The sequence below is a fragment of the Bacillus sp. cl95 genome (assembly GCF_900115925.1).
In the GTDB taxonomy this organism is placed as follows: domain Bacteria; phylum Bacillota; class Bacilli; order Bacillales; family Cytobacillaceae; genus Neobacillus_A.
This window is the reverse complement of record NZ_FOYF01000001.1, coordinates 320,676-344,778: the sequence shown is the minus strand read 5'-3', so window position 1 is coordinate 344,778 and position 24,103 is coordinate 320,676. Positions and strand designations below refer to the sequence as shown.

Below are 24,103 nucleotides of genomic sequence, written 5' to 3'. Positions count from 1 at the left end.
TAAAGCACAAAGTGGCTTTTTTTTATAGAGGAAAAATGATTGGTCGAAAATGCAAGCCATTCATTTTGAATTGTGATATAGGTAGAGAGGGGTTAAATTGAATGGATCAAAATAAACATGTTTATTCCATCGACTGGGCTGGACGCAAGCTTAGTGTTGAAATTGGCCAATTGGCTAAACAAGCAAATGGAGCAGTGTTAGTCCGTTATGGAGATACAGCTGTATTGAGTACGGCAACAGCTTCAAAAGAACCAAAAAATCTTGATTTCTTCCCATTGACTGTAAACTATGAAGAGCGTTTATACGCAGTTGGTAAAATCCCTGGTGGATTCATTAAACGTGAGGGTCGTCCAAGTGAGAAGGCTATTTTAGCGAGCCGTTTGATTGACCGTCCGATCCGTCCATTATTTGCAGATGGATTCCGTAACGATGTACAAGTTATCAGTATTGTAATGAGTGTGGATCAAGATTGCTCTTCTGAAATGGCTGCTATGTTTGGGTCATCCCTTGCATTATCGGTTTCCGATATTCCTTTCGAAGGACCAATTGCAGGTGTGGTTGTTGGGAGAGTTAATGGAGAATTCATTATCAATCCAAATGTCGAACAGACTGAACAAAGTGACATCCACTTAACAGTTGCAGGGACAAAAGACGCGATCAACATGGTTGAAGCGGGTGCAAATGAAGTGCCTGAAGAAATCATGCTGGAAGCAATTATGTTTGGTCATAATGAAATCAAACGTCTTATTGAATTTCAGGAGCAAATTGTTGCTGAAATTGGTAAACCAAAATCAGAAGTTGTTTTATATACACTAGATGCTGAACTTGAGGCTGAAATCCGTCAGCTTTGTGAAGCTGAAATGATTGAAGCAATCCAAGTTCAAGAAAAGCATGCTCGTGAAGCTGCAATTAAAGAAGTTAAAAATAAAGTAATTCAAAAGTATGAAGAGCAGGAAGCGGAAGCTGACGACATGAAGCAAGTGAAGCAAATCTTGGATAAGATGGTTAAAGGCGAAGTTCGCCGCTTAATCACACAAGAGAAAGTTCGCCCTGATGGTCGTAAACCAGACGAAATTCGTCCATTGTCTTCTCAAATCGGCTTATTGCCTCGTACTCATGGTTCTGGTTTGTTTACTCGTGGACAAACTCAAGCTTTAAGCGTATGTACTCTTGGAGCAATGGGTGACGTGCAAATCTTAGATGGTTTAGGATTAGAAGAAGAAAAACGTTTCATGCATCATTACAACTTCCCATTATTCAGTGTCGGTGAAACAGGACCAATCCGTGGACCAGGCCGTCGTGAAATCGGGCATGGTGCATTAGGTGAACGTGCTCTTGAGCCAAGTATTCCTTCTGAAAAGGAATTCCCTTACACAATCCGTCTTGTATCAGAAGTATTAGAATCTAATGGTTCTACTTCTCAGGCGAGTATCTGTGCGAGTACATTGGCAATGATGGACGCTGGTGTTCCAATCAAGTCGCCTGTAGCTGGTATTGCGATGGGACTTGTTAAATCTGGAGAGCATTATACTGTTCTTACAGATATCCAAGGTATGGAAGATCACCTTGGCGATATGGACTTTAAAGTTGCTGGAACAGCAAATGGTGTAACAGCTCTTCAAATGGATATCAAAATTGATGGATTATCACGTGAAATTTTAGAAGAAGCATTGCTTCAGGCTAAAGTGGGTCGTATGCAGATTCTTGACTCTATGCTACAAACAATTGCTGAACCAAAATCTCAACTTTCTCAATATGCACCTAAGATCTTAATGATGGCTATTAATCCTGATAAGATTCGCGACGTAATCGGACCGAGCGGTAAGCAGATTAATAAGATCATTGAAGAAACTGGCGTAAAGATTGATATCGAACAAGATGGTACCGTATTTATTTCATCTGTGAATGAAGAAATGAATCAGAAAGCGAAGAAAATCATTGAAGATATCGTTCGTGAAGTGGAAGTTGGACAATTATATCTTGGTAAAGTAAAGCGCGTTGAAAAATTCGGTGCTTTCGTTGAAATTTTCCAAGGTAAAGATGGTCTTGTTCATATCTCTGAAATCGCTGAAGAACGTGTAGGCAAGGTTGAAGATGTATTGAAGATTGGTGACGAAATTCTTGTTAAGGTTACTGAAATTGACAAGCAAGGACGTGTAAACCTTTCTCGCAAGGCTGTATTGAAGGAACAACGCGAAAAAGCTGAGCAACAAAGCTAAGTAACAATTAATTGTACATTAGAAGGTATTCATGAGCTCCTATCGTGCTGGAATTTATACCTGAAAGTATAAGCAAAGTCAGGGGAAACCCTGACTTTTTGCTATTAATAATGCTCTTTTCGTAAACTTTGTTGTTTTCATAAGAAACCGTAAAAATCGGCTTCTGGATTTTTACGGTTTCTTATGAATTCTTGTTTCAGGAACTTTTCGAAAAGAGCCCCTAAGACATTAAGAATACGGGATGAAAGTAGCATCCGATAAGTAACAATCAATGCGAAAACAACCATGAGTAAACATACATATTCAAGGCTTCACCATACACTGTCTTTTCGTTCTACCTTGTCCTTTTTGTACATATTCTGTAAAGAAGGAGGCAAGATGAATGAAACGTTATTTTGTGTTCGTAGTGATCTTATTCATTTCATGGTCAGTAGTTAATAATCGTTTTACAGATGAATATGTAGTAAAGTTAAAACAAGACAGCATTCCGGTAATGAAACAAAACCCTCTTTTCGAAAAAATCCTGAGCGAGGCACCAAAATATGAAGTAAAACCAACTGATGCGAAAATTGATCAGGTATGGAAAGCCATGCCAGGTTATAATGGGATAAATGTTGATGTGAAAGCATCCTATCAAAAAATGAAGGCAAACGGGCGTTTTGAGGCGAGTAAGTTAGTATTTGAACAGGTGAAGCCGAAAATTCATTTGAATGACCTGCCGCCATCGCCCATCTATCGTGGCCACCAAGACAAACCAATGGTCAGCTTTATTATTAATGTTGCTTGGGGAAATGAGTATTTACCGAATATGTTGGCTGTTTTGAAAAAACATAAAGTACATGCAAGTTTTTTCCTTGAGGGAAGATGGGTAAAGGAAAATCCAGACCTTGCAAAAATGATTGCAGATGCCGGTCACGAAATTGGGAATCATTCATACACACATCCTAATATGAAGCAACTCTCCAATGACAAGATTCGTGAACAGATTGCTAAGACAAATGAAGTTATTGAAGCGACAACCGGAGAGAATTGTGTATGGTTTGCTCCCCCAAGTGGAAGTTACCGTGATGATGTTGTGAAAATTGCGGATGAACTCAACCTTGGCACGGTCATGTGGACGGTGGATACGATCGATTGGCAAAAGCCAACACCACAAACCTTAATTTCAAGAGTAATGGGGAAGATACATAATGGAGCAATGGTGCTAATGCATCCGACAGATTCTACCTCTCGCTCACTAGATTCCCTTTTAACGCAAATAAAAGCGAAAGATTTGGAAGTAGGCACCGTTTCACAATTAATGGATGAAGAAAGAATTGTGAAATAGATTTTATTTTTAGGGGAAAATAAAAGTAAAAATCCGTCAAAATGAAAACTAGTTGCAACAGTTGTATATGAACAGGAGGAGTTTGTTTGATCAAGAAATATACATGCCAAAATGGGGTAAGAGTTGTACTCGAAAATATTCCGACAGTTCGTTCCGTCGCAATTGGTGTTTGGATTGGAACAGGTTCGCGAGATGAAACACCTGAAAACAATGGTATTTCGCATTTTCTTGAACATATGTTTTTTAAAGGGACAAAAACAAGGTCAGCTAGAGAAATTGCTGAATCATTTGATAGTATCGGCGGTCAAGTAAACGCTTTTACTTCGAAAGAGTATACATGCTACTATGCCAAAGTTCTCGATACGCACGCTGATTTTGCTTTAGAAGTATTATCAGATATGTTCTTCAACTCGACTTTTGTTGAAGAAGAACTAAAAAAAGAAAAAAATGTTGTTTATGAAGAAATCAAAATGTATGAAGATACGCCAGATGATATCGTTCATGACTTATTGAGTAAGGCTGTTTATGAAAAACATCCACTTGGCTATCCGATTTTAGGTACAGAAGAAACTCTTGCTACTTTCACAAGTGATACACTAAAGAATTATATGTATGATATGTACACTCCTGAGAACGTGGTCATCTCAATTGCCGGGAATATTTCTGAGGCATTTATCGGGGAAGTAGAGAAGTATTTTGGAAATTATGAAGGTGGAAAAAATACTGTAACGGATGAAGGAAAACCTGATTTTCATTCTAACCGCATTTCAAGGAAGAAAGAAACAGAACAGGCACATTTATGTATCGGCTTTGAAGGCTTGCAAGTCGGTCATGATGATATTTATAGTTTGATTGTATTGAATAATGTTTTAGGCGGAAGCATGAGTAGCCGTTTGTTCCAAGAAGTTCGTGAGCAACGCGGACTTGCCTACTCTGTTTTCTCTTACCATTCTTCTTATAAAGACAGTGGAATTGTCACACTGTATGGTGGAACAGGGGCGAAACAGCTTAATACATTATATGAAACAATCCAGGAAACACTGGCTAAGTTGAAACAAGAGGGTATTACAGCTAAAGAGCTTAACAACAGCAAAGAGCAACTGAAAGGTAGCTTGATGTTAAGTCTGGAGAGCACGAACAGTCGAATGAGTCGAAATGGGAAAAATGAATTGCTTCTTAAACGCCACCGCGATCTTGACGAAATTGTTGTTCAAATTGATCAAGTGACGAAAGATAGCGTTGACTCATTGGCCAACAGCATTTTCACGGACAACTATTCCGTATCACTGATCAGTCCAGATGGAGTTTTACCGGAAAGTCTTAAATAGTAGTTCTTGAACAGTCTCCCCTAGGGAGGCTGTTCGTTTTTTTTTACAAGAAAGTCTAAAAGTCGAGGTGCGCATATAGACTAGTAGTAGCGGAGCACGAAAGGGGATGCTACTTTGAGACTGAGTGAATTAAGTGGAAAAGAAATTGTCGATGTAAAAAGAGCAGAAAGACTGGGTGTCTTAGGGCAGACAGATTTAGAAATAAATGAAAATACAGGTCAAATTCAAGCACTGCTAATTCCTTCTTTAAAATGGTTTGGCTTTCGTAAGCAAGGGGGAGAAATCAGGGTACCTTGGAAGCACATTAAGAAAATAGGAACAGACATGATTATCATTGATATTCCAGATGCAGAGCAGGAAAATAATGAAACTGATTGAATGTAAAGTCCAGGCAGAAATAGCTGCTTGGGCTTTTTATTTGGAATAACTCACCGTTTAATGCCCCCTTACATAAGATGTGTAAGTAGAAATGAAGCAACAAACAACGATCGATGAATGTAATGAAGATGTAGTGTTTTAAACATAAAAAACTCGCCGAAATCACAAGCCGGCGCAGTTTAATTTTTGCGTTCAGAACCTTGAAATGGTTCTGACTAGCTGAAAAAGAAGGTGAATATTTTCATGCTGACAGGAATGCAAATTGCTGTGGTTGGCGGTGACGCGCGACAACTTGAGATAATCCGCAAACTGACAGAGCTGGATGCCAAGCTTTCATTAATAGGTTTTGAACAGCTTGATCATGCTTTCACAGGAGCGACAAAGGAGAAAGTGGATGAAGTCGATTTTTCTGTTATGGATGCAGTGATCTTACCTGTGCCCGGCACGAATCTCGAAGGTCAGGTTGAAACGATATTTTCAAATGAACGTGTCTTTTTGACTGAAGAAATGTTGATGCAGACACCGGCTCATTGCACAATCTACTCGGGTATTAGCAATGCATATTTAACGGGTATAACCAGTCAGGTAAATCGAAATCTTGTGCAACTTTTTGAGCGGGATGATGTAGCTATTTACAATTCAATTCCGACGGTTGAGGGGACCATCATGATGGCCATTCAGCATACCGATTTTACGATACATGGTTCCCATATAACAATTTTAGGTTTAGGTAGGGTGGGAATGAGCGTGGCAAGAACGTTTCATGCTTTGGGAGCCAAAGTCAAAGTAGGTGCTCGAAGAAGCGAGCATATTGCAAGAATTTCAGAAATGGCCGTTCAACCATTTCATCTCGATCAAATTCAGAATGAAGTGAAAGATACTGACATCCTTATTAACACGATACCATATTTGATTGTCGATGCCTCTGTCATTTCGAAGATGCCGACGCACACCCTGATTATTGACCTGGCATCGAAGCCTGGTGGAACTGATTTCAGGTACGCAGAAAAAAGGGGAATCAAGGCGCTGCTGGCACCTGGTTTGCCAGGGATTGTGGCTCCGAAAACGGCAGGTCAAATCTTGGCGAATGTACTTTCTCAACTTCTTCAGGAAGATTTCACAAAGCGAAAGGGGAAAGCAAAATGAGTTTAAAAGGAAAGAGAATTGGTTTTGGATTGACTGGTTCTCATTGCACATACGACGCTGTATTTCCTGAAATAGAGAAATTGATTCAACAGGGAGCAGAGGTGATTCCAGTTGTCACTTTTACCGTACAAAGCACGACTACGAGGTTCGGAAAAGGCGAAGATTGGGTACAGAGGATTGAAGACTTGACCGGTAATAAAGTAGTTGATTCCATCGTTAAGGCGGAGCCCCTTGGTCCGAAGCTCCCTCTTGATTGCATGGTAATTGCTCCATTGACTGGCAATACAATGAGTAAGTTTGCAAACGCCATGACAGACTCACCTGTATTGATGGCAGCGAAAGCGACTTTAAGAAATCTAAAACCTGTCGTGCTTGGGATATCAACCAATGATGCACTAGGGTTAAACGGCATGAATCTAATGAAACTCATGGCCACGAAGAATATTTATTTCATTCCTTTTGGTCAGGATGATCCTGAAAAGAAACCGAACTCCATGGTAGCGCGTATGACAAAATTGTCCGAGACAGTTGAAGCAGCCATCAATGGCAAACAGTTGCAACCTGTACTTGTAGAAAGATATTTGGATTAAACCTTCCGCTTTTTCTGGTATTTTGCAAAAAGGTTCTTTTCTTTTAGAGGAATATGATAAAATGTAAATATTATTTTGATGGCGGCATTAATGGCCGCCATCCATCAGTTTTTTTAAAAGTATGCTTCTCAAATATATTTTTCCCAGAAAAAGTAGTGGAATGGAAGGGGTCTTGTTAATGAGTCAGCAAAATGGGTACCATGTAGCTGTCGTTGGTGCAACGGGTGCAGTTGGACAACAAATGATCGATACACTTGTAAAAAGGAATTTTCCAATCGGAAAACTTACTTTATTATCATCCGCGCGTTCAGCAGGAAAAATTTTAGAAGTAAATGGAACTGAATATACATTGCAAGAAGCAAAGCCTGAAAGCTTCGCTGGCGTGGATATTGCTTTATTCAGTGCGGGTGGCAGTGTATCTAAAGAATTGGCTCATGAAGCAGTCAAGCATGGTGCCATTGTTGTAGATAATACGAGTGCATTCCGTATGGATGAGAATGTACCTTTAGTTGTGCCTGAAGTAAACGAAGCAGACTTACTTAAGCATAATGGTATCATTGCTAATCCGAATTGCTCAACGATCCAAATGGTCGTGGCATTAGAGCCAATCCGTCAAAAACACGGTTTGAAAAAAATCATCGTGTCTACTTATCAAGCCGTTTCTGGAGCTGGTGCAGCTGCCATAAATGAGCTTAAGGAACAGTCTAAAGCTATCTTGAATGGTGAAAGTTTTGAAGCGAAGGTGCTTCCTGTAAAGGGAGACGAAAAACATTATCAAATCGCGTTTAATGTGATCCCACAAATCGATAAGTTTGTAGATAATGGCTTTACGTATGAAGAAATGAAAATGATCAATGAAACGAAGAAAATTATGAATATGCCGGAATTATCGGTAGCGGCAACTTGTGTCCGTCTACCTGTCGAGACAGGCCATTCAGAGTCTCTTTATTTCGAAATCGAATCAGCAGGCGTGAGTGCGGCTGAAGTGAAAGAAATGCTTAAAGATGCACCTGGTATTGTTTTACAAGATGATCCTGCAAATCAGGTTTATCCAATGCCGGCAGATTGTGTCGGCAAGAATGAAGTTTTTGTTGGCCGTATTAGAAAAGACCTGAACGAAGACCGTGGTTTCCATATGTGGGTCGTTTCTGATAATCTCTTAAAAGGTGCAGCATGGAATTCAGTGCAAATTGCCGAAAGTTTAATCAAGTTAGGCTTAGTGAAAAAATAACATCATGAGATATATCCTTTAAACAACTTTTGAGGTGCTGAGATGAAAATAATCGTCCAAAAGTTTGGCGGTACGTCTGTTCGTGACCAAAAGGGTCGTGAACATGCAAAAAAACATATTGAAAAGGCGCTTGCTGAAGGCTATAAAGCTGTAGTAGTCGTTTCTGCAATGGGAAGAAACGGCGATCCGTATGCAACGGACACCCTTTTATCGTTAGTAGGTGGAAGTGATAGTAACATCAGTAAACGTGAACTTGATTTGCTAATGTCATGTGGCGAAACGATTTCTAGTGTCGTGTTTGCCAATATGTTGGTAGAGAACGGAATTAATGCGACAGCTATGACTGGTGCACAGGCAGGTTTCCGAACTAATAATGATTTTACGAATGCAAAAATCATGGAAATGAAGTGTGATCGTCTTATTCGCGAACTTGAAAATGTCAATGTTGTCGTTGTGGCAGGTTTCCAGGGTGCTGCGAAAAATGGCGATATTACAACCATTGGTCGCGGTGGAAGTGATACTTCTGCTTCTGCTCTTGGGGCAGCATTAAATGCAGAGTGGATTGATATTTTTACAGATGTAGAGGGCATTATGACTGCCGACCCACGTATTGCCGAGAACGCCAGACCATTATCGGTTGTGACTTATACCGAGGTATGTAACATGGCTTATCAAGGTGCAAAGGTAATCCACCCGCGCGCTGTTGAAATCGCAATGCAAGCTAAGGTTCCAATCCGAATCCGTTCTACTTATACGGAGGGAATGGGTACACTTGTTACGACAATGAATAAGGATAATCGGGGCAGCGATATTAAAGAGCGTCCGGTTACAGGAATCGCCCATGTACCAAACGTGACACAAATTAAAGTGTTTGCGAAGAAAGAACAGTATAATTTGCAAGCTGAAGTTTTTAAAGCAATGGCGAAGGAGAGCATCAGTGTTGATTTTATCAACATTTCTCCTAATGGCGTCGTTTATACGGTCAATCAAGAAAGTACAAATAGAGCCATCGAAGTGCTTAAGGGCTTAGGACATGAACCTGCCGTTGAGCTGGAGTGTGCAAAAGTATCGGTTGTCGGTGCAGGAATGGCAGGAGTACCTGGTGTTACATCAAAGATCGTAACAGCACTCTCTGAAAAAGGTATCCGAATTTTACAATCAGCAGATAGTCACACCACTATCTGGGTATTAGTCAAACAGGCGGATTTGTCAAAAGCGGTAAATGCACTTCACGATGCTTTTCAATTACAAGATGAAGTATTAGAATTTGAGCGGACTGAAAGTTAAGGTTTGGAAAGGGGCAACAATATGGTTCATTTCGGTAGAGTATCAACAGCAATGGTCACACCTTTTGACAAAAATGGTCACCTAGATCTTGTCAAAACAACGCAATTAATCAACCATTTAATCGATAATGGAACAGATTCTTTAGTAATTGCAGGGACTACAGGAGAATCACCTACGCTCTCTAAGGAAGAAAAATTAGCACTCTTTGCTCATGTTGTAAAAGTAGTAAACAAGCGCATTCCGGTTATTGCTGGTACAGGCAGCAATAACACGTATGAGTCAATTGAAATGACCAAGAAAGCTGAGCAACTAGGAGTGGACGCAGTCATGATCGTCGCTCCATATTACAACAAGCCAAATCAAGAAGGTCTTTATCAGCATTTTAAAGCTGTGGCGGAAAGCACCAGTCTGCCGGTAATGGTTTACAACGTACCTGGTAGAGCGGTCGCCAACATTTCACCAGAAACGGTCGTTCGCCTATCAAAACTGCCGAACGTTGTAGCGGTTAAGGAAGCAAGTGGCGATATTAATGCTATGACACAGATTATCGCTAATACAGATGATGACTTCTTGCTTTATAGCGGGGACGATGGTTTAACACTTCCTGTTTTAGCTGTAGGTGGTCATGGAATTGTTTCTGTTGCCTCTCATGTAATTGGAAAAGAAATGCAGGAAATGATAGGGTACTTTTTAGAAGGTGATAATAGGAAAGCGGCCAAGTTACATCAAGAGCTTCTGCCTGTTATGCTAGGGCTATTTGCAGCACCTAGTCCTGTTCCAGTAAAAACTGCGCTTCAATTGAAAGGGTTGGATGTAGGACCAGTAAGGCTTCCTCTTGTACCATTAACGGAGCAAGAACGTCTTTCGCTATCGTCTCTTTTTGTAAAATAATCACAATGAAGAACCAGTCGAAGATAATCGACTGGTTCTTTTTTCAGTGAATTCAGGGGGATATTTTGCCGAGAAAATATCCAAGTCTTCCTTTAGAGGTATAATTTGGTTGTAAAGAATTTCAGACTTCAAGTATAATGAGGATAACTGATCTCGATCGGAAAAACATCATTGTAGGAGGATTCGGAAATTGATACAGAGAAAGAATAATAACATCAAGGTGATTGCTCTCGGAGGAGTCGGAGAAATAGGCAAAAATATGTACGTTGTTGAGGTAGATGAAGACATCATCGTTATTGATGCTGGACTCATGTTCCCAGAAGACGAAATGTTAGGAATCGACATCGTCATTCCAGATATCACTTACTTAACTGAAAATAAGGATCGCGTTAAAGCTGTATTTTTGACACATGGTCATGAAGACCATATCGGTGCATTATCATATTTGCTTCGCCAAGTGAATGTACCTGTGTATGGTACACGTCTTACACTTGCGCTTGTTCATTCAAAACTAAAGGAACAAGAGTACAAAGGGAAAATCAATGCGTTTGAAATCCATTCCGATTCAATCATCGAAGTGGGTTCTGTCGAGGTAAGTTTCTTTAGAACGAATCACAGCATTCCTGATTCAGTTGGTGTATGTGTACATACTTCAGAGGGAATCATTGTCTATACAGGAGACTTTAAATTTGATCAGGCTGCAACGGATTTGTACAAGCCTGAAATCGGTAAGATGGCCAGCATTGGAGAGCAAGGCGTCCTTTGTTTGCTTTCTGATAGTACAGATGCGGAAAAGCCGGGATACACGACTTCTGAAGCTACGGTCGCACGTCAAATGTCTGATGCTTTTTACAATGCTCCCGGAAGAATTTTTGCTGCCTGCTTTGCTTCAGATATTAACAGAATCCAACACATCTTTGATTCGGCAGCTGAAAGTAATCGAAAGGTAGCAGTTGTCGGAAAAAGTCTTGAGCGTATTTACCACATTGCATTGGAACTAGGTTATTTAAATGTTGCGGAAGACTTGATTATTCCTATTTCGATGATTGGGGAAGTTCCGGATAACCAACTCGTAGTTTTAATGACAGGTACTCAAGGAGAACCTATTGAAGCACTTCAGAAAATGGCAAAACAAACGCATAAGCAAGTAAATATTCAAAAAGGTGATACAGTACTCATCGCAGCATCTCCACTTAGAGGCAGTGAAATTTTCTTGTTTAAAACGGTTGATATGTTGTTCCGTGCTGGTGCTAATGTCATTTCTGGAAGAAAGACCATTCATGTATCAAGCCATGGAAGTCAAGAAGAATTGAAATTTATGATCAACTTGATGAAACCTAAATTCTTCGTACCTGTTCATGGTGAATTCAGAATGTTAAAAGCGCATGGAAAAGTAGCGAAATCCTGTGGACTGACTGACAGCCAAATCCATATTCCTGACAAAGGCGATGTAATCGAGTTTAAAGATGGAAAGATGACTACAAGCGGTAGAGTGCCGTCAGGAAATGTCCTTATCGACGGTATCGGAGTAGGAGATGTTGGTAATATCGTTTTACGTGATAGAAAGCTATTATCTCAGGACGGTATCTTAATTGTGGTGGTTACATTAACAAGAAAAGAAAAGAAGGTCGTTGCTGGACCGGAAATCATTTCAAGAGGATTTGTATACGTCCGTGAATCCGAAAAATTGTTGGAGGAATCAACGAATAAAGTACGTGAAGTTGTGGAACGTAATACATCAAAAGACAATTTTGATTGGGCAACACTTAAACAGGAAATGCGAGATGATCTGAATCGTTTCCTTTACGAAAGAACTAAAAGACGTCCAATGATCTTGCCTATCATCATGGAAGTATAATTTACGCAATGCACCGGGATATGGCCCGGTGTTTTTTTTTGCTATTTAATAAAAACAAATTTGAATCTTTTAGAAAGGCTCTGTAAATGTACATTGTAGTTTTTCTTGATCCTGTGGTATTTTTTCTAAAATGAATTTTTGGTGTCTCAAAGGCATTTACAAAAGAAACCGGGTTTTACACAAATGAAATGGCAATTTCCACAAATAATGTGTACAGTAACACAAATGAACCATACAGTTACACAAATAGAAATCCAGATGTTCGTTATATAAGTGAATTGATTTGTAAGTATTCTATTTGAAGAACTAGTTGAGTATTTCTTTTCCTAAAAATCGTAACTTCCATTCCAATCGAAATAAAAGTAGTCATCTTACGTCGAAAATCACATCAAAATTTATGTTTTCCTCACTAAAAAATGAAAAGTACCCTTCATTCTGAAAGAAAAGGAATGGGGGGGGATATTATTTGGCTGTTTTCGCATAGATTGTTGCTTTTTCGATTAAAGCTACAACACGTAAAGATTCTTATTTCGTGCACTTTTCCTCAATATGAAATCATAGATCCTAATTTCCTAGTTGTGTAAGGAGAGAAAACTCTACTGCCGGCTTTTTCTTTTTCCAATAACAACATAGTTTACGAAAAGAGCCTATTATTTTAATGCAATGAAACGGAAAGGTGTTCTTCTTTTCTTCCTTAAACAAGCATGAAAATATACATTGTGATAATACTAACCATATTAAGTGTGAAGGGAGAATAATGGATGGAAAAAGATACAGCACCAAATAATCCGGCTTCTCAAGAAGGTCCGGATACACAAAAAGAGGATAAGCCAACTTCTTCTATAATCGAGAAAATTCAACAGCTTGGCCAAACAAATGTCCCACAGCTTTCGCCAGATTCTAAAATTCATTGTTTAACAATTGTTGGACAAATCGAAGGCCATATACAGCTTCCTCCACAAAATAAGACAACTAAATATGAACATTTGATTCCTCAGATCGTGGCAATTGAACAAAACCCGAAAATAGAGGGATTACTGGTCATTCTCAACACTGTCGGTGGCGATGTGGAAGCAGGTTTAGCCATCTCTGAAATGTTAGCTTCATTATCCAAACCGAGTGTTTCGATTGTCCTAGGTGGCGGTCACTCGATAGGTGTGCCAATTGCGGTATCATGTGATTATTCATTTATTGCCGAGACGGCTACGATGACCATTCACCCTATCAGGCTGACAGGATTAGTTATCGGTGTACCACAAACCTTTGAATATTTAGACAAGATGCAGGAAAGGGTTGTACACTTTGTGACGAAGCATTCGAATATCTCGGAAGAGACTTTTAAGAAATTAATGTTTGAAAAAGGGAATTTAACAAGGGATATTGGTACAAATGTTATTGGGATCGATGCTGTAAAATCTGGCTTGATTGATGAAGTCGGCGGAATTGGTGCAGCGATGAAGAAATTGAATGAACTTATTGAGTTGAACAAAGAGTCTCAAGAGGGGCTGATTCAATGATTCTATATACGATGATGCCTTATGACCTGATATACCCATGTGAGAATGAGGCATTTGGAAAACAAAAGCTTATAACCTATGAAGGCATAGAAATGCTCGTCGAAAGTGTAGACGGACAGAACTATCAAATTGTTCGTATCATGAGTACCGATCCTCAACACTATTTGAATGATGCCTGTTGTCCAGGGACGAAAATTTCTTTTGTAAATACCTAATGTTAATCCTCATCGGTCAAGCTATTATGTTATAATTGAATTATCTAAAAAAGCAGCCGCCTATGGCTGCTTTCTTCCATTCAGGATGTTTACATAAGTGAAGGTTGGCAGAAAATACTACTATAAAAAATACATTAGGTGATGAAATGGCTAAAAAGAAACGTCGGCAAAGCCGGAAAAAAAGTAGTGATTTGAAACGCACAGTCCAATATGAACTTGTAGCCCTTCTACTTTTAGCGTTGGCTATCATATCCATAGCAAAATTAGGAGCTGTAGGGAAGGCGACGGTATTCTTTTTCAGGTTCTGGATGGGCGAATGGTATATGATCAGTTTAATAGGTCTTGTTGTTTTTTCTGGATATTTAATGTGGAAAAGGGAAATTCCATTCCTATTCCATATAAAACTAATAGGCACTTATTTAATCATAAGTTCTTTATTATTACTTAGCCATGTGACTTTATTCGATCTTTTATCTAACGAAGGAAAGTTTGCTGACCCAAGTGTGATTTCTAATACTTGGGAACTTTATATGATGGAGATAAAAGGAAAAACGAGCACTGTCGATCTTGGCGGTGGGATGATCGGCGCAGTTTTATACGCTCTTTTCCATTACTTATTTGCTGCAACGGGTACAAAGATTGTTGCTTTTATTTTTATTCTCATTGGGTTTATTCTCCTTACAGGTAAGACGTTCGGAGAAGCGCTGGGTAAAATACTTATTAGTCTTCGCACATTCATTGGTGGGCAGTGGAAAGCATTCCGTGAGGATATAACAAACTGGAAAGAAAAGCAGGAAAAAGTTAAAGAGCAAAAGAAAGCCGAAAAAGAACAACAAAAGTCTGTACCAAAGATTGAACCGGCACCTGAAGCTCCTATTTCCTACCAAGAAGAGGTCATTATTCCTGAACCGATTATTTCGAGTTTTGCAGAAAGGGCTTATCCGAATAGTGATCAACCAGAAAGCCATTCGGGTGAACAGAAACCAAAACAAAAAAACAGTAAAGCACAAGAGGATGAAGAAGAGTCTGTACCTCCGATAAAGTTTACTGAAGTCGAGAACATTGAATATGAACTTCCTCCTTTGAAATTATTGAAATTACCAAGAAAAACGGATCAAAGCGGAGAGTATGAACTCATTCACGCGAATGCGGCAAAACTTGAGAGGACTTTTCAAAGTTTTGGAGTTAAAGCGAGGGTAACTCAAGTTCACTTAGGTCCTGCCGTGACAAAATACGAAGTACACCCAGACGTAGGTGTGAAGGTAAGCAAAATCGTCAGTTTGAGTGATGATTTAGCACTTGCCCTTGCAGCAAAAGGTATTCGAATAGAAGCGCCAATTCCAGGTAAGTCTGCGATTGGCATAGAAGTACCGAATACAGAAGTCGCTATGGTATCACTTCGCGAAGTCTTGGAATCAAAAGAACATGATAAACCTGAAGCAAAGCTACAAATTGCTCTTGGACGTGATATTACGGGTGATGCAGTACTTGCTGAGTTAAATAAGATGCCCCATCTGCTTGTTGCCGGTGCAACAGGTAGCGGAAAGAGTGTGTGTATAAACGGTATTATTACTAGCATACTAATGCGGGCTAAGCCTCATGAAGTCAAGTTGATGATGATTGATCCTAAAATGGTTGAATTAAATGTCTACAACGGCATACCGCACTTGCTTGCACCAGTCGTGACAGATCCGAAAAAAGCTTCGCAAGCTCTAAAAAAGGTTGTAAATGAAATGGAGCGACGTTATGAACTTTTTTCTCATACAGGCACGAGAAATATAGAAGGATATAACGAGTATGTAAAACGACATAACATTGAGGAAAATGCCAAACAGCCATTACTACCTTATATCGTAGTGATAGTGGACGAGCTAGCAGATCTCATGATGGTTGCTTCTTCAGACGTAGAGGACTCCATCACGAGACTTGCTCAGATGGCAAGGGCCGCAGGAATCCATCTCATTATTGCGACACAGAGACCTTCGGTTGACGTCATAACTGGGGTTATTAAAGCAAATATTCCATCCCGTATTGCCTTTGCGGTTTCAAGTGCGACGGATTCTCGGACGATTCTAGATATGGGTGGAGCAGAAAAGTTACTGGGCAGAGGTGACATGTTGTTCCTGCCTGTCGGAGCTTCCAAACCGGTGCGTGTGCAAGGAGCATTTTTATCCGATGATGAGGTTGAGGATACGGTGAATTATGTTATTTCACAACAAAAGGCACAATATCAGGAGGAAATGATTCCAGAGGATATTCCTGAAAACACAAGTGAAGTGGATGATGATCTATATGAAGAGGCTGTTGACTTGATTGTTGAAATGCAAACGGCTTCCGTCTCAATGTTACAGCGACGTTTCCGAATCGGATATTCGAGGGCAGCACGACTTATTGACGAAATGGAAGCACGTGGAGTGGTAGGTCCATACGAGGGAAGTAAGCCTAGAAATGTACTTGTAACGAAACCTAAAGAAGAAGCTAGTTTATAAGGGGTATAACTCAGCAGGCTAGTAAAAGATGCATTCCCATATATGTAATTCTTAATGACTAATCATGAGAATTTGCACAGAAAAATCCGGGAGGTTCTCCCGGATTTTTCTGTTGGAAAAAAATTCTCCTGTTCCCATCTATCGAATCTTGTCAAAAAAAGTTATATGCCATACTATTAAAAACGTTTCCAATATGACTATCTCAGTATTAGAAAATCTATTTTTTGGAAAATAATAAAGTTATTTACAAATAATGTATGTTTTCTGGCTTTTTCGCCTCTAATTATACCAAATTTTATAGGTATTTGGGACTGAATTAAATATTAATTTTAACTTGTGAGCTTTTTTCGACAAATTGATGAAACCCTATTTATTTATAAGAAAAAAAGTGTTATAGTATTTTCGATTAGTAGGAATGATTGAACATCAGATGTCTGATGTCTTAGGAAAATGGTTGGAGGAACCTGCATGTCAATTAAGTCAGATAACCGGCATTTGTATTTACAAGTGATCGATCGGTTGAAGCAAGATATCGAAGAGGGTATTTATAAAGAAAGAGAAAAACTTCCTTCGGAGTTTGATCTTGCCAAACATTTAGGAGTAAGCAGGGCAACACTGAGGGAAGCGTTACGAATTCTTGAAGAAGAAAACGTAATCATCCGTCGCCATGGTGTCGGTACTTTTGTAAGTGCAAAGCCATTGTTTACTTCAGGGATCGAACAGTTGAACAGTGTCACGAATATGATCAAACAAGCAGGAATGAAGCCAGGAACAATTTTTCTAAGTTCATTGACACAAGGTCCTACCGAAGAAGATATTCGTCGTTTCACATGTTCAGCGGATGATGATATTGTCGTGTTGGAAAGGGTAAGAACCGCCAATGGAGAACCGGTTGTTTATTGTGTAGATAAAATACCAGTAAACATTCTTCCCGAAACTTTTTCTCATGATGAGGAATCTATCTTGAATATCCTCGAAGGAGAAGCGAACCGGAGAATTACATATGCGGTCGCTCAAATCGAGCCCATTGGATATCACGAGAAAATTTCACCGATCCTTGAATGTGAGCCAGAAACTGCATTACTTGTTCTCAAGCAAATGCACTTCGATGAAATGGATGAACCAATTCTGTATTCGGTAAACTACTTTAAGGCCGATAAATTCAGTTTTCATGTACTTAGAAAAAGAATTTAATTTTTTGAGGGTATTGAAAACGCATTCATTCGTGTTTTAAAGTCATTTCTACAAAATCTAAAAACATTTCCTTAGGGGGACAAAACCTTGAAAAAGCGTAAATTTGGTTTAGCTATGTCATTGGTTCTTGCAGCAGGAACTCTTTTAGGAGCTTGCTCGGGTAAAGAAGAAGGTAACGGAAGTAAAGATGGTAAAGAAGCTCTTAAAGTAGGTATGGTTACTGATTCAGGTACAATTGATGACAAATCGTTCAATCAAGGTACATGGGAAGGTATCTTAAAGGCAAAAGATGAGCTTGGAATTAAAGAAAAGTATCTTAAACCAGCTGGAAATACTGAAGGCGATTACTTAAAAGAAATTGGTAACTTAATTGATGCAGGATACAATTTTGTTGTAACTCCTGGTTTCAAGTTTGAAACAGCTGTTTTCAAGGCTCAAGATAAATACAAAGATGCTAAGTTTGTAATCATTGATGGAAATCCACACTCTGGTGACTACAAGCCAGTTGTTAAGGAAAACACTGTGGCTGTATTCTTCGCAGAACACGAATCAGGATTCATGGCTGGTGTTGCTACTGCTCTTGAGTTGAAAGAAGGAGAAGCTGGCTTCATCGGTGGTATGGAAATTCCTGCGGTTCAAAAGTTCAACTGGGGATTCCAACAAGGTGTTAAATACGCAAATGAAAATCTAGGCACAAATATGAGCATTAAAGCTGAAAACGTTATTTATCAAGGTTCTTTTGATAACGTAGCTGCTGGACAACAAATTGCTGCTCAAATGTTTGACCGTGGTGTTGATGTAATCTTTACTGCTGCTGGTGGTGTTGGTGTTGGTGCAATCAACGAAGCAAAAACACGTGCTAAAGCAGGCGAAAAGGTTTGGATCGATGGAGTTGACGTAGACCAATTTGAAGATGGTAAATATGATGGCGATAAGTCAATCATCTTAACTTCTGCAATGAAGAAATTAGACCAAGTAGCTCTAGATATGGTTAAACTTGAGACTGAAGGTAAATTCCCTGGCGGACAAACACTTACATTTGATGCTAAAAACGACGGTATTGGTTTACCAGAAAAAAATCCTAACTTAAGCGAAGAAACTGTAACTAAAGTTAAAGATATTTTTGAAAAGATCAAATCTGGTGATATTAAAGTCGCTGCTGAACAAGGTTCTTTATTTAAGTAATCTAGTGATAAAAGAGACGGTTCTTTCCGTCTCTTTTATCTCTCAATAGACTAAATTTGAAATTTTTTGTAAATTTATCAGAATGGTTAATGTGAGATAAAAGATTTTTATCACTGGGTGGGGGACTCCCTAAAAGTAATGGAAATAAATAAAAAGGTGAGTGCTACTATGAGTTATGTAGTTGAGATGCTTAATATTAGAAAAGAATTCCCTGGTATTGTAGCGAATGATAATATTTCTCTGTCTTTGAAAAAAGGGGAAGTACATGCTCTATTGGGCGAAAATGGAGCGGGTAAATCCACTTTAATGGGTGTTTTATTCGGGATGTATCAGCCTGAAAAAGGGATGATAAAAGTAATTGGAAAAGAAGTTAAGATTTCTAATCCAAATGTTGCAAATCATCTCGGCATTGGTATGGTGCACCAACATTTTAAACTTGTAGAGAATTTTACTGTAACAGAAAATATTATTCTTGGTAGTGAGCCCCTTAAAGGTTTGGTGCTGGATACAGAAAAAGCTGCAAAAAAGATTGCAGAATTGTCAAAGCACTATGGTTTGAATGTTGATCCTTACGCGAAGATTGAGGATATTTCTGTAGGTATGCAACAACGTGTTGAAATCATGAAAATGTTGTATCGCGAAGCTGAAGTTTTGATTTTTGATGAACCAACAGCCGTTTTAACTCCAAATGAAATTGAAGAATTAATGAAAATCATGCGAAACCTTATTAATGAAGGTAAATCTATTATTATCATCACTCATAAACTTAAAGAAATTAAAGCTGTTGCAGACCGTTGCACAGTTATTAGACGAGGAAAATCAATTGGAACTGTGACGGTTGCAGATGCAAGCGAAGCAAGTCTTGCAGAAATGATGGTTGGCCGTCATGTTAATTTCAAAGTGGATAAGAAAGAAAGTACTCCAGGTGATGTAGTACTAACAATAGATAATGTGTCTGCGAAAAATAACAGAAAAGTAATGGGGCTTAAGAATTTTTCCCTCGAAGTAAGAAAGGGAGAAATAGTTGGGATTGCAGGTGTAGAAGGAAATGGTCAAAGCGAACTGGTTGAGGTTATTTCAGGTCTTCGAAAAGCTGAGTCAGGACAAGTCTTATTAAATGGTGAAGAGATTACAAACTTCCCTATCCGCCAAAGAATTGAAAGTGGAATAGGACATATTCCAGAAGATAGACATAAACGTGGGTTGGTCTTGGATTATACGATGGAATCCAACATGGTTTTAGAGGTTTATAATAGAAGACCTTTCTCAAAAAATGGATTATTAAATGGATCAGCAATTAAGGAGTATGCTAATAAGATACTTCAAAATTTCGATGTTCGCTCTGGTGAAGGTGGAGCCTCTATTGCGAGGACTTTATCTGGAGGAAACCAACAAAAGGCCATTATAGGAAGAGAATTAGAGTTAAATCCCGATTTATTAATTGCTGTACAACCAACTAGGGGATTAGATGTTGGCTCGATTGAGTATATCCATCAAAGATTGATTCAGCATCGTGATAGCGGAAAGGCAGTTTTACTAGTTTCTTTAGAACTAGATGAAGTTCTACAGTTATCAGATAGAATCGCTATTGTTAACAACGGTGACCTTGTGGGTATTTTGAATGCTGCTGAAACCAATGAGAATGAAGTTGGACTTATGATGGCAGGAGTAGGTAAGGAGACAAGCAAATGAGAAATACAATCGTATCAATAATAGCAGTTCTTTTAGGGCTTATTGCTGGGGGCATCTTGATGCTCATAATAGGAAGTAACCCTATTGAAGGATATACGTACCTTTTGCAAGGTGCACTTAAAAGCACAGAACGTATTGGAAATACTTTAGCTACTGCGACACCGTTAATTTTCACAGGACTTTCTGTAATGTTTGCATTCCGAACAGGTCTTTTCAATATTGGTGCTGCAGGTCAAATGTTAATCGGTGGCCTTTGTGCAACAATGGTTGGATTAACATATGATTTTTCACGACCTGTCTTGCTGGTTGTAATGGTCTTAGCTGGTCTTTTAGGTGGAGCGCTATGGGCATATATTCCTGGATTGCTTAAAGCGAAGTTTAATGTGCACGAGGTTGTTTCAACGATTATGATGAACTGGATCGCTTACTGGACAGTTTACTACGTCGTTCCTGGATATTTCAAAGGAGAATTCCTAGAAACAGAATCAAAAGCACTAGCAGATAAAGCTACTTTGAAAGCTCCATTCTTAACGGAAATGTTTGATGGATCTTACATCAATTTGGGCTTGTTCCTTTCCGTGATAACAGTATTTATTATTGCTTTTATCATTGATAAGACAACTTTAGGGTTCGAATTAAAGGCAGTAGGTTTCAACCGACATGCAGCAGAGTATGCAGGTATGCGTGTAAATAGAAATATCATCTTGTCCATGTTGATTTCAGGTGCTCTTGCTGGGATTGGTGGAGTTAGCATGTATGCAGGGAATGCTAACGTTATTCAAATTGGTATACTTCCAACTATGGGATATGATGGTATTGCGGTATCGTTACTAGGTGCGAACACTCCATTTGGTGTATTCTTTGCAGCCATCCTTTTTGGAATTCTATACTCAGGTACAGGTTTTATGAATGCAATGACAGAAATACCACCTGAACTTGCAAACACAATTATCGCTATTATCATTTACTTTGCCGCAACAAGTGTCTTAATCGAGAGAATGCTTAGCAAAAAACGTAAAAATAAATCTGACGCTAATGCCGTGAAAGGTACTGCAACAAAGAAGGGAGAATCGTAAAATGTGGACCATCATAGAACAAATATTTCCTTATGCTATTGTATTTACCATTCCCCTTTTAATTACTGCATTAGGCGGTTTATTTAGTGAAAGAAGCGGTATCGTCAATATTGGATTAGAAGGTTTAATGATCATTGGTGCATTTGCTGGAGCATTAACTGTTAACCATTTTCAAGATATCTACCCTAATAATGATATGATTCTTTGGCTTAGTTTATTAGTTGCCATGGTAGCTGGGGTATTGTTTTCCTTATTGCATGCATTTGCTAGTATTAACTTAAGTGCCAATCAAATTATTAGTGGTACAGCCATTAACATGATTGCTGCTGCCCTAACAGTATTTTTAGCTAGAAATATGACAGGTAGTGGTAATATTCGTATTACTAATGGATTCTCACCAATGAATATTCCGGGCTTGTCTTCTATTCCAGTCATTGGGGATCTATTTTTTACAAAAACCTATGTAACGACATGGTTTATCTTATTGATACTGATAGTGAGTACTTTTATTCTATATAAAACAAAGTTCGGTCTACGCTTAAGAGCATGTGGTGAATTCCCACAAGCTGCAGAGGCGGCAGGTGTAAATGTTAGAAGAATCCGCTATAGCGGAGTTATGATCTCAGGGGCATTTGCTGGCTTAGGCGGTGCGCTGATTATCTTGACTTATGCTGGAGAATTTACTGGCTCAGTAGCAGGACTTGGATTCTTGGCGCTAGCGTCTTTAATTTTCGGCCAATGGCGACCATTTGGAATTTTAGCTGCTACGTTATTCTTTGGTTTTGCAAGTACAATTGCGAACGTATCACAAGTAATTCCAGAGCTTCAAGTTTTCCCGCCAATCATATTGAAGATTTTCCCATATGTTGTAACATTACTTGCTTTAGTAGCGTTCTCTAAATCTTCACGTGCTCCTAAAGCAGCAGGGGAAACTTTTGATTCAGGTAAGCGTTAATATCCAAAACATAATTTGTTTAGTGAAAACTACACAGTAATAATTATTTCTATTTAAAAATTATGATACCTGCTTCCCTTTTAATCAAAAGGGGGCAGGTATTTTGATTTTCTAATAGTTAATATGCTATTTTAGTGAAACTTAGCGCTTTTACATTTTATATGTTGTGTGAATTATGTTAAAATTTGAAGAAACTGAAAATATTGATTCTGAATCACGAGGTAAAGCTATGAGGTTATCACTCTATCAAAATGATTATGAAACTGAGCGGATTTTTTCTTACCTCCGTTGGATTTTCGTATTTATTTGTGGATTCATGTTTTATTATCCGCCAATCGACAATATTCTCCAATTTGAACATGATACATTCTCCTATTTGTTTTTCTCTGGAATTATCTATATTTGTATTTCCCAAATTGCTTTGGAAAAAATGGATCCAAATCATAAAATGTTCTCATTACTCACAAAAACAGGGATATTATTCGATTTTATCGCCTATATATGGCTACTAGTCCTGTCCGGCGGAGTAACAAGTATGCTGTTTCCGATTGGCATCCTAATTGTTATGCATGCGACAATCTATTGGCAGACTAAAGGTGCCTTTACGGCTTCGTTTTTTTCAAGCGTTGGTTACTTGATTATTTTCTTGCAAGAGCCTTCTCCACCTCAAAAACTATGGTTTATCTTAGGAATGAACCTCATATTTATTTGGGTAGTAGGATTATTTGGCTCTCTCATTGTCCTAAGAGAAAGAAAGCATTTCAAAATGAAAGAAATTTATCATGAACTGGTTGTGACCGATTATCTGACAGGGTTATATAACCATCGTCATTTTCAAGAGCATCTCCGCCATCTGACTGATAGGAAAACTCCTTACCTTCTCATCATGGGGGACATAGACCATTTCAAGTCCATTAATGATCAATATGGCCATTTGGTTGGTGATGAGGTACTTAGATCGATTGGGAAAATCTTCTCCAAGATTGCTGCCGATTTTGAAGGACAAGCCTTTCGTTATGGCGGTGAAGAACTTGCTTTCTTACTACCTGCAAGTGCTGAAACGAAACTAAGTATGTTTTTGGAAACGGTCTTTCACGAGCTTAATCTTGCTTATTTTACGACTGAGAAGTGGACGATTACAATGAGTTTTGGAGTTGCTTTATGGCGGGAAGAGTATAGCTCCAATGAAATCATAAGCATTGCCGATGATCTTTTATATAAAGCCAAAAGTAATGGTAAGAACAGGGCTTGTTTGGAATCAGGATTCTGTTATAGAAATGAAGAAAAAAATTCTGCAATTAACAAGACTTCATAGAAAATTTCCGTACATGTTGTGCGGAAGTTTTTATTATGGAGCTAAAAAACAATCATCTTGTATTAGTATTTGGAATAGGTATGCATTTTGAATTTTGCTTAATACTTGTAATGGATAAGCCTGACAAATTATAGTAAGAATAGGTTTAATTTCATTTGTAAACGATAACAATGACGTGTCTAAGGATGAAAAATGTCCATAAAGATGAAG

At 38.8% G+C, this 24,103-nt stretch carries 19 protein-coding genes; all 19 read left to right on the top strand.

Features of this window, described 5'->3' with window-relative positions; all coding sequences use genetic code 11:
- The first annotated feature begins 101 nt into the window (after positions 1 to 101).
- The 19 genes from pnp (at position 102) to BMZ31_RS01635 (ending at position 23,893) form a co-directional block, all read left to right on the top strand.
- Positions 102 to 2,219, top strand: coding sequence for a polyribonucleotide nucleotidyltransferase (gene pnp, locus BMZ31_RS01725; RefSeq protein WP_090829999.1), 2,118 nt, complete (start codon positions 102 to 104; stop codon positions 2,217 to 2,219).
- 382 nt (positions 2,220 to 2,601) lie between these two features.
- Complete coding sequence (locus BMZ31_RS01720; protein ID WP_090829998.1) at positions 2,602 to 3,546, top strand: polysaccharide deacetylase family protein; 945 nt, start codon at positions 2,602 to 2,604, stop codon at positions 3,544 to 3,546.
- Between the two features lie 86 nt (positions 3,547 to 3,632).
- Complete coding sequence (locus tag BMZ31_RS01715; protein ID WP_090829997.1) at positions 3,633 to 4,874, top strand: M16 family metallopeptidase; 1,242 nt, start codon at positions 3,633 to 3,635, stop codon at positions 4,872 to 4,874.
- A gap of 114 nt (positions 4,875 to 4,988) precedes the next feature.
- Entirely contained in the window at positions 4,989 to 5,252 is a 264-nt protein-coding gene (locus BMZ31_RS01710; protein WP_090829996.1) for a YlmC/YmxH family sporulation protein, read from the top strand.
- 243 nt (positions 5,253 to 5,495) lie between these two features.
- Positions 5,496 to 6,398: a dipicolinic acid synthetase subunit A gene (gene dpaA, locus BMZ31_RS01705; protein WP_090829995.1), complete on the top strand. Its 903-nt coding sequence runs from the start codon at positions 5,496 to 5,498 to the stop codon at positions 6,396 to 6,398.
- Positions 6,395 to 6,988 (top strand): dipicolinate synthase subunit B, encoded by a 594-nt coding sequence (dpaB, locus tag BMZ31_RS01700; protein WP_090829994.1) that lies wholly within the window; start codon positions 6,395 to 6,397, stop codon positions 6,986 to 6,988. Before dpaA ends, dpaB begins: the two co-directional genes overlap by 4 nt.
- 178 nt (positions 6,989 to 7,166) lie before the next feature.
- Entirely contained in the window at positions 7,167 to 8,219 is a 1,053-nt protein-coding gene (gene asd, locus BMZ31_RS01695; protein WP_139205905.1) for an aspartate-semialdehyde dehydrogenase, read from the top strand.
- A gap of 42 nt (positions 8,220 to 8,261) precedes the next feature.
- Positions 8,262 to 9,506, top strand: a complete 1,245-nt coding sequence (gene dapG / locus BMZ31_RS01690; RefSeq protein WP_090829992.1) for an aspartate kinase — start codon at positions 8,262 to 8,264, stop codon at positions 9,504 to 9,506.
- A 21-nt stretch (positions 9,507 to 9,527) separates the two neighbouring features.
- Positions 9,528 to 10,397: a 4-hydroxy-tetrahydrodipicolinate synthase gene (gene dapA / locus BMZ31_RS01685; RefSeq protein ID WP_090829991.1), complete on the top strand. Its 870-nt coding sequence runs from the start codon at positions 9,528 to 9,530 to the stop codon at positions 10,395 to 10,397.
- A gap of 190 nt (positions 10,398 to 10,587) precedes the next feature.
- Positions 10,588 to 12,255: a ribonuclease J gene (locus tag BMZ31_RS01680; protein ID WP_090829990.1), complete on the top strand. Its 1,668-nt coding sequence runs from the start codon at positions 10,588 to 10,590 to the stop codon at positions 12,253 to 12,255.
- A 761-nt stretch (positions 12,256 to 13,016) separates the two neighbouring features.
- Entirely contained in the window at positions 13,017 to 13,772 is a 756-nt protein-coding gene (locus BMZ31_RS01675) for a ClpP family protease (protein WP_090829989.1), read from the top strand.
- The gene (locus BMZ31_RS01670) at positions 13,769 to 13,987 is read left to right on the top strand and encodes a YlzJ-like family protein (RefSeq protein WP_090829988.1); all 219 of its coding nucleotides are present in this window, start codon (positions 13,769 to 13,771) and stop codon (positions 13,985 to 13,987) included. Before BMZ31_RS01675 ends, BMZ31_RS01670 begins: the two co-directional genes overlap by 4 nt.
- 146 nt (positions 13,988 to 14,133) lie before the next feature.
- Entirely contained in the window at positions 14,134 to 16,476 is a 2,343-nt protein-coding gene (locus BMZ31_RS01665; RefSeq protein WP_090830657.1) for an FtsK/SpoIIIE family DNA translocase, read from the top strand.
- A gap of 468 nt (positions 16,477 to 16,944) precedes the next feature.
- On the top strand, positions 16,945 to 17,670 hold the full coding sequence (locus tag BMZ31_RS01660) for a GntR family transcriptional regulator (protein ID WP_090829987.1): 726 nt from the start codon (positions 16,945 to 16,947) through the stop codon (positions 17,668 to 17,670).
- Positions 17,671 to 17,757: 87 nt separating this feature from the next.
- Positions 17,758 to 18,855, top strand: coding sequence for a BMP family lipoprotein (locus BMZ31_RS01655; protein ID WP_254778549.1), 1,098 nt, complete (start codon positions 17,758 to 17,760; stop codon positions 18,853 to 18,855).
- A gap of 168 nt (positions 18,856 to 19,023) precedes the next feature.
- Positions 19,024 to 20,547: an ABC transporter ATP-binding protein gene (locus BMZ31_RS01650; RefSeq protein ID WP_090829986.1), complete on the top strand. Its 1,524-nt coding sequence runs from the start codon at positions 19,024 to 19,026 to the stop codon at positions 20,545 to 20,547.
- Entirely contained in the window at positions 20,544 to 21,623 is a 1,080-nt protein-coding gene (locus BMZ31_RS01645; protein WP_090829985.1) for an ABC transporter permease, read from the top strand. Before BMZ31_RS01650 ends, BMZ31_RS01645 begins: the two co-directional genes overlap by 4 nt.
- 1 nt (position 21,624) lies before the next feature.
- Positions 21,625 to 22,578, top strand: coding sequence for an ABC transporter permease (locus BMZ31_RS01640; protein WP_090829984.1), 954 nt, complete (start codon positions 21,625 to 21,627; stop codon positions 22,576 to 22,578).
- Between the two features lie 175 nt (positions 22,579 to 22,753).
- Entirely contained in the window at positions 22,754 to 23,893 is a 1,140-nt protein-coding gene (locus BMZ31_RS01635) for a GGDEF domain-containing protein (protein WP_090829983.1), read from the top strand.
- Positions 23,894 to 24,103 lie beyond the last annotated feature (210 nt).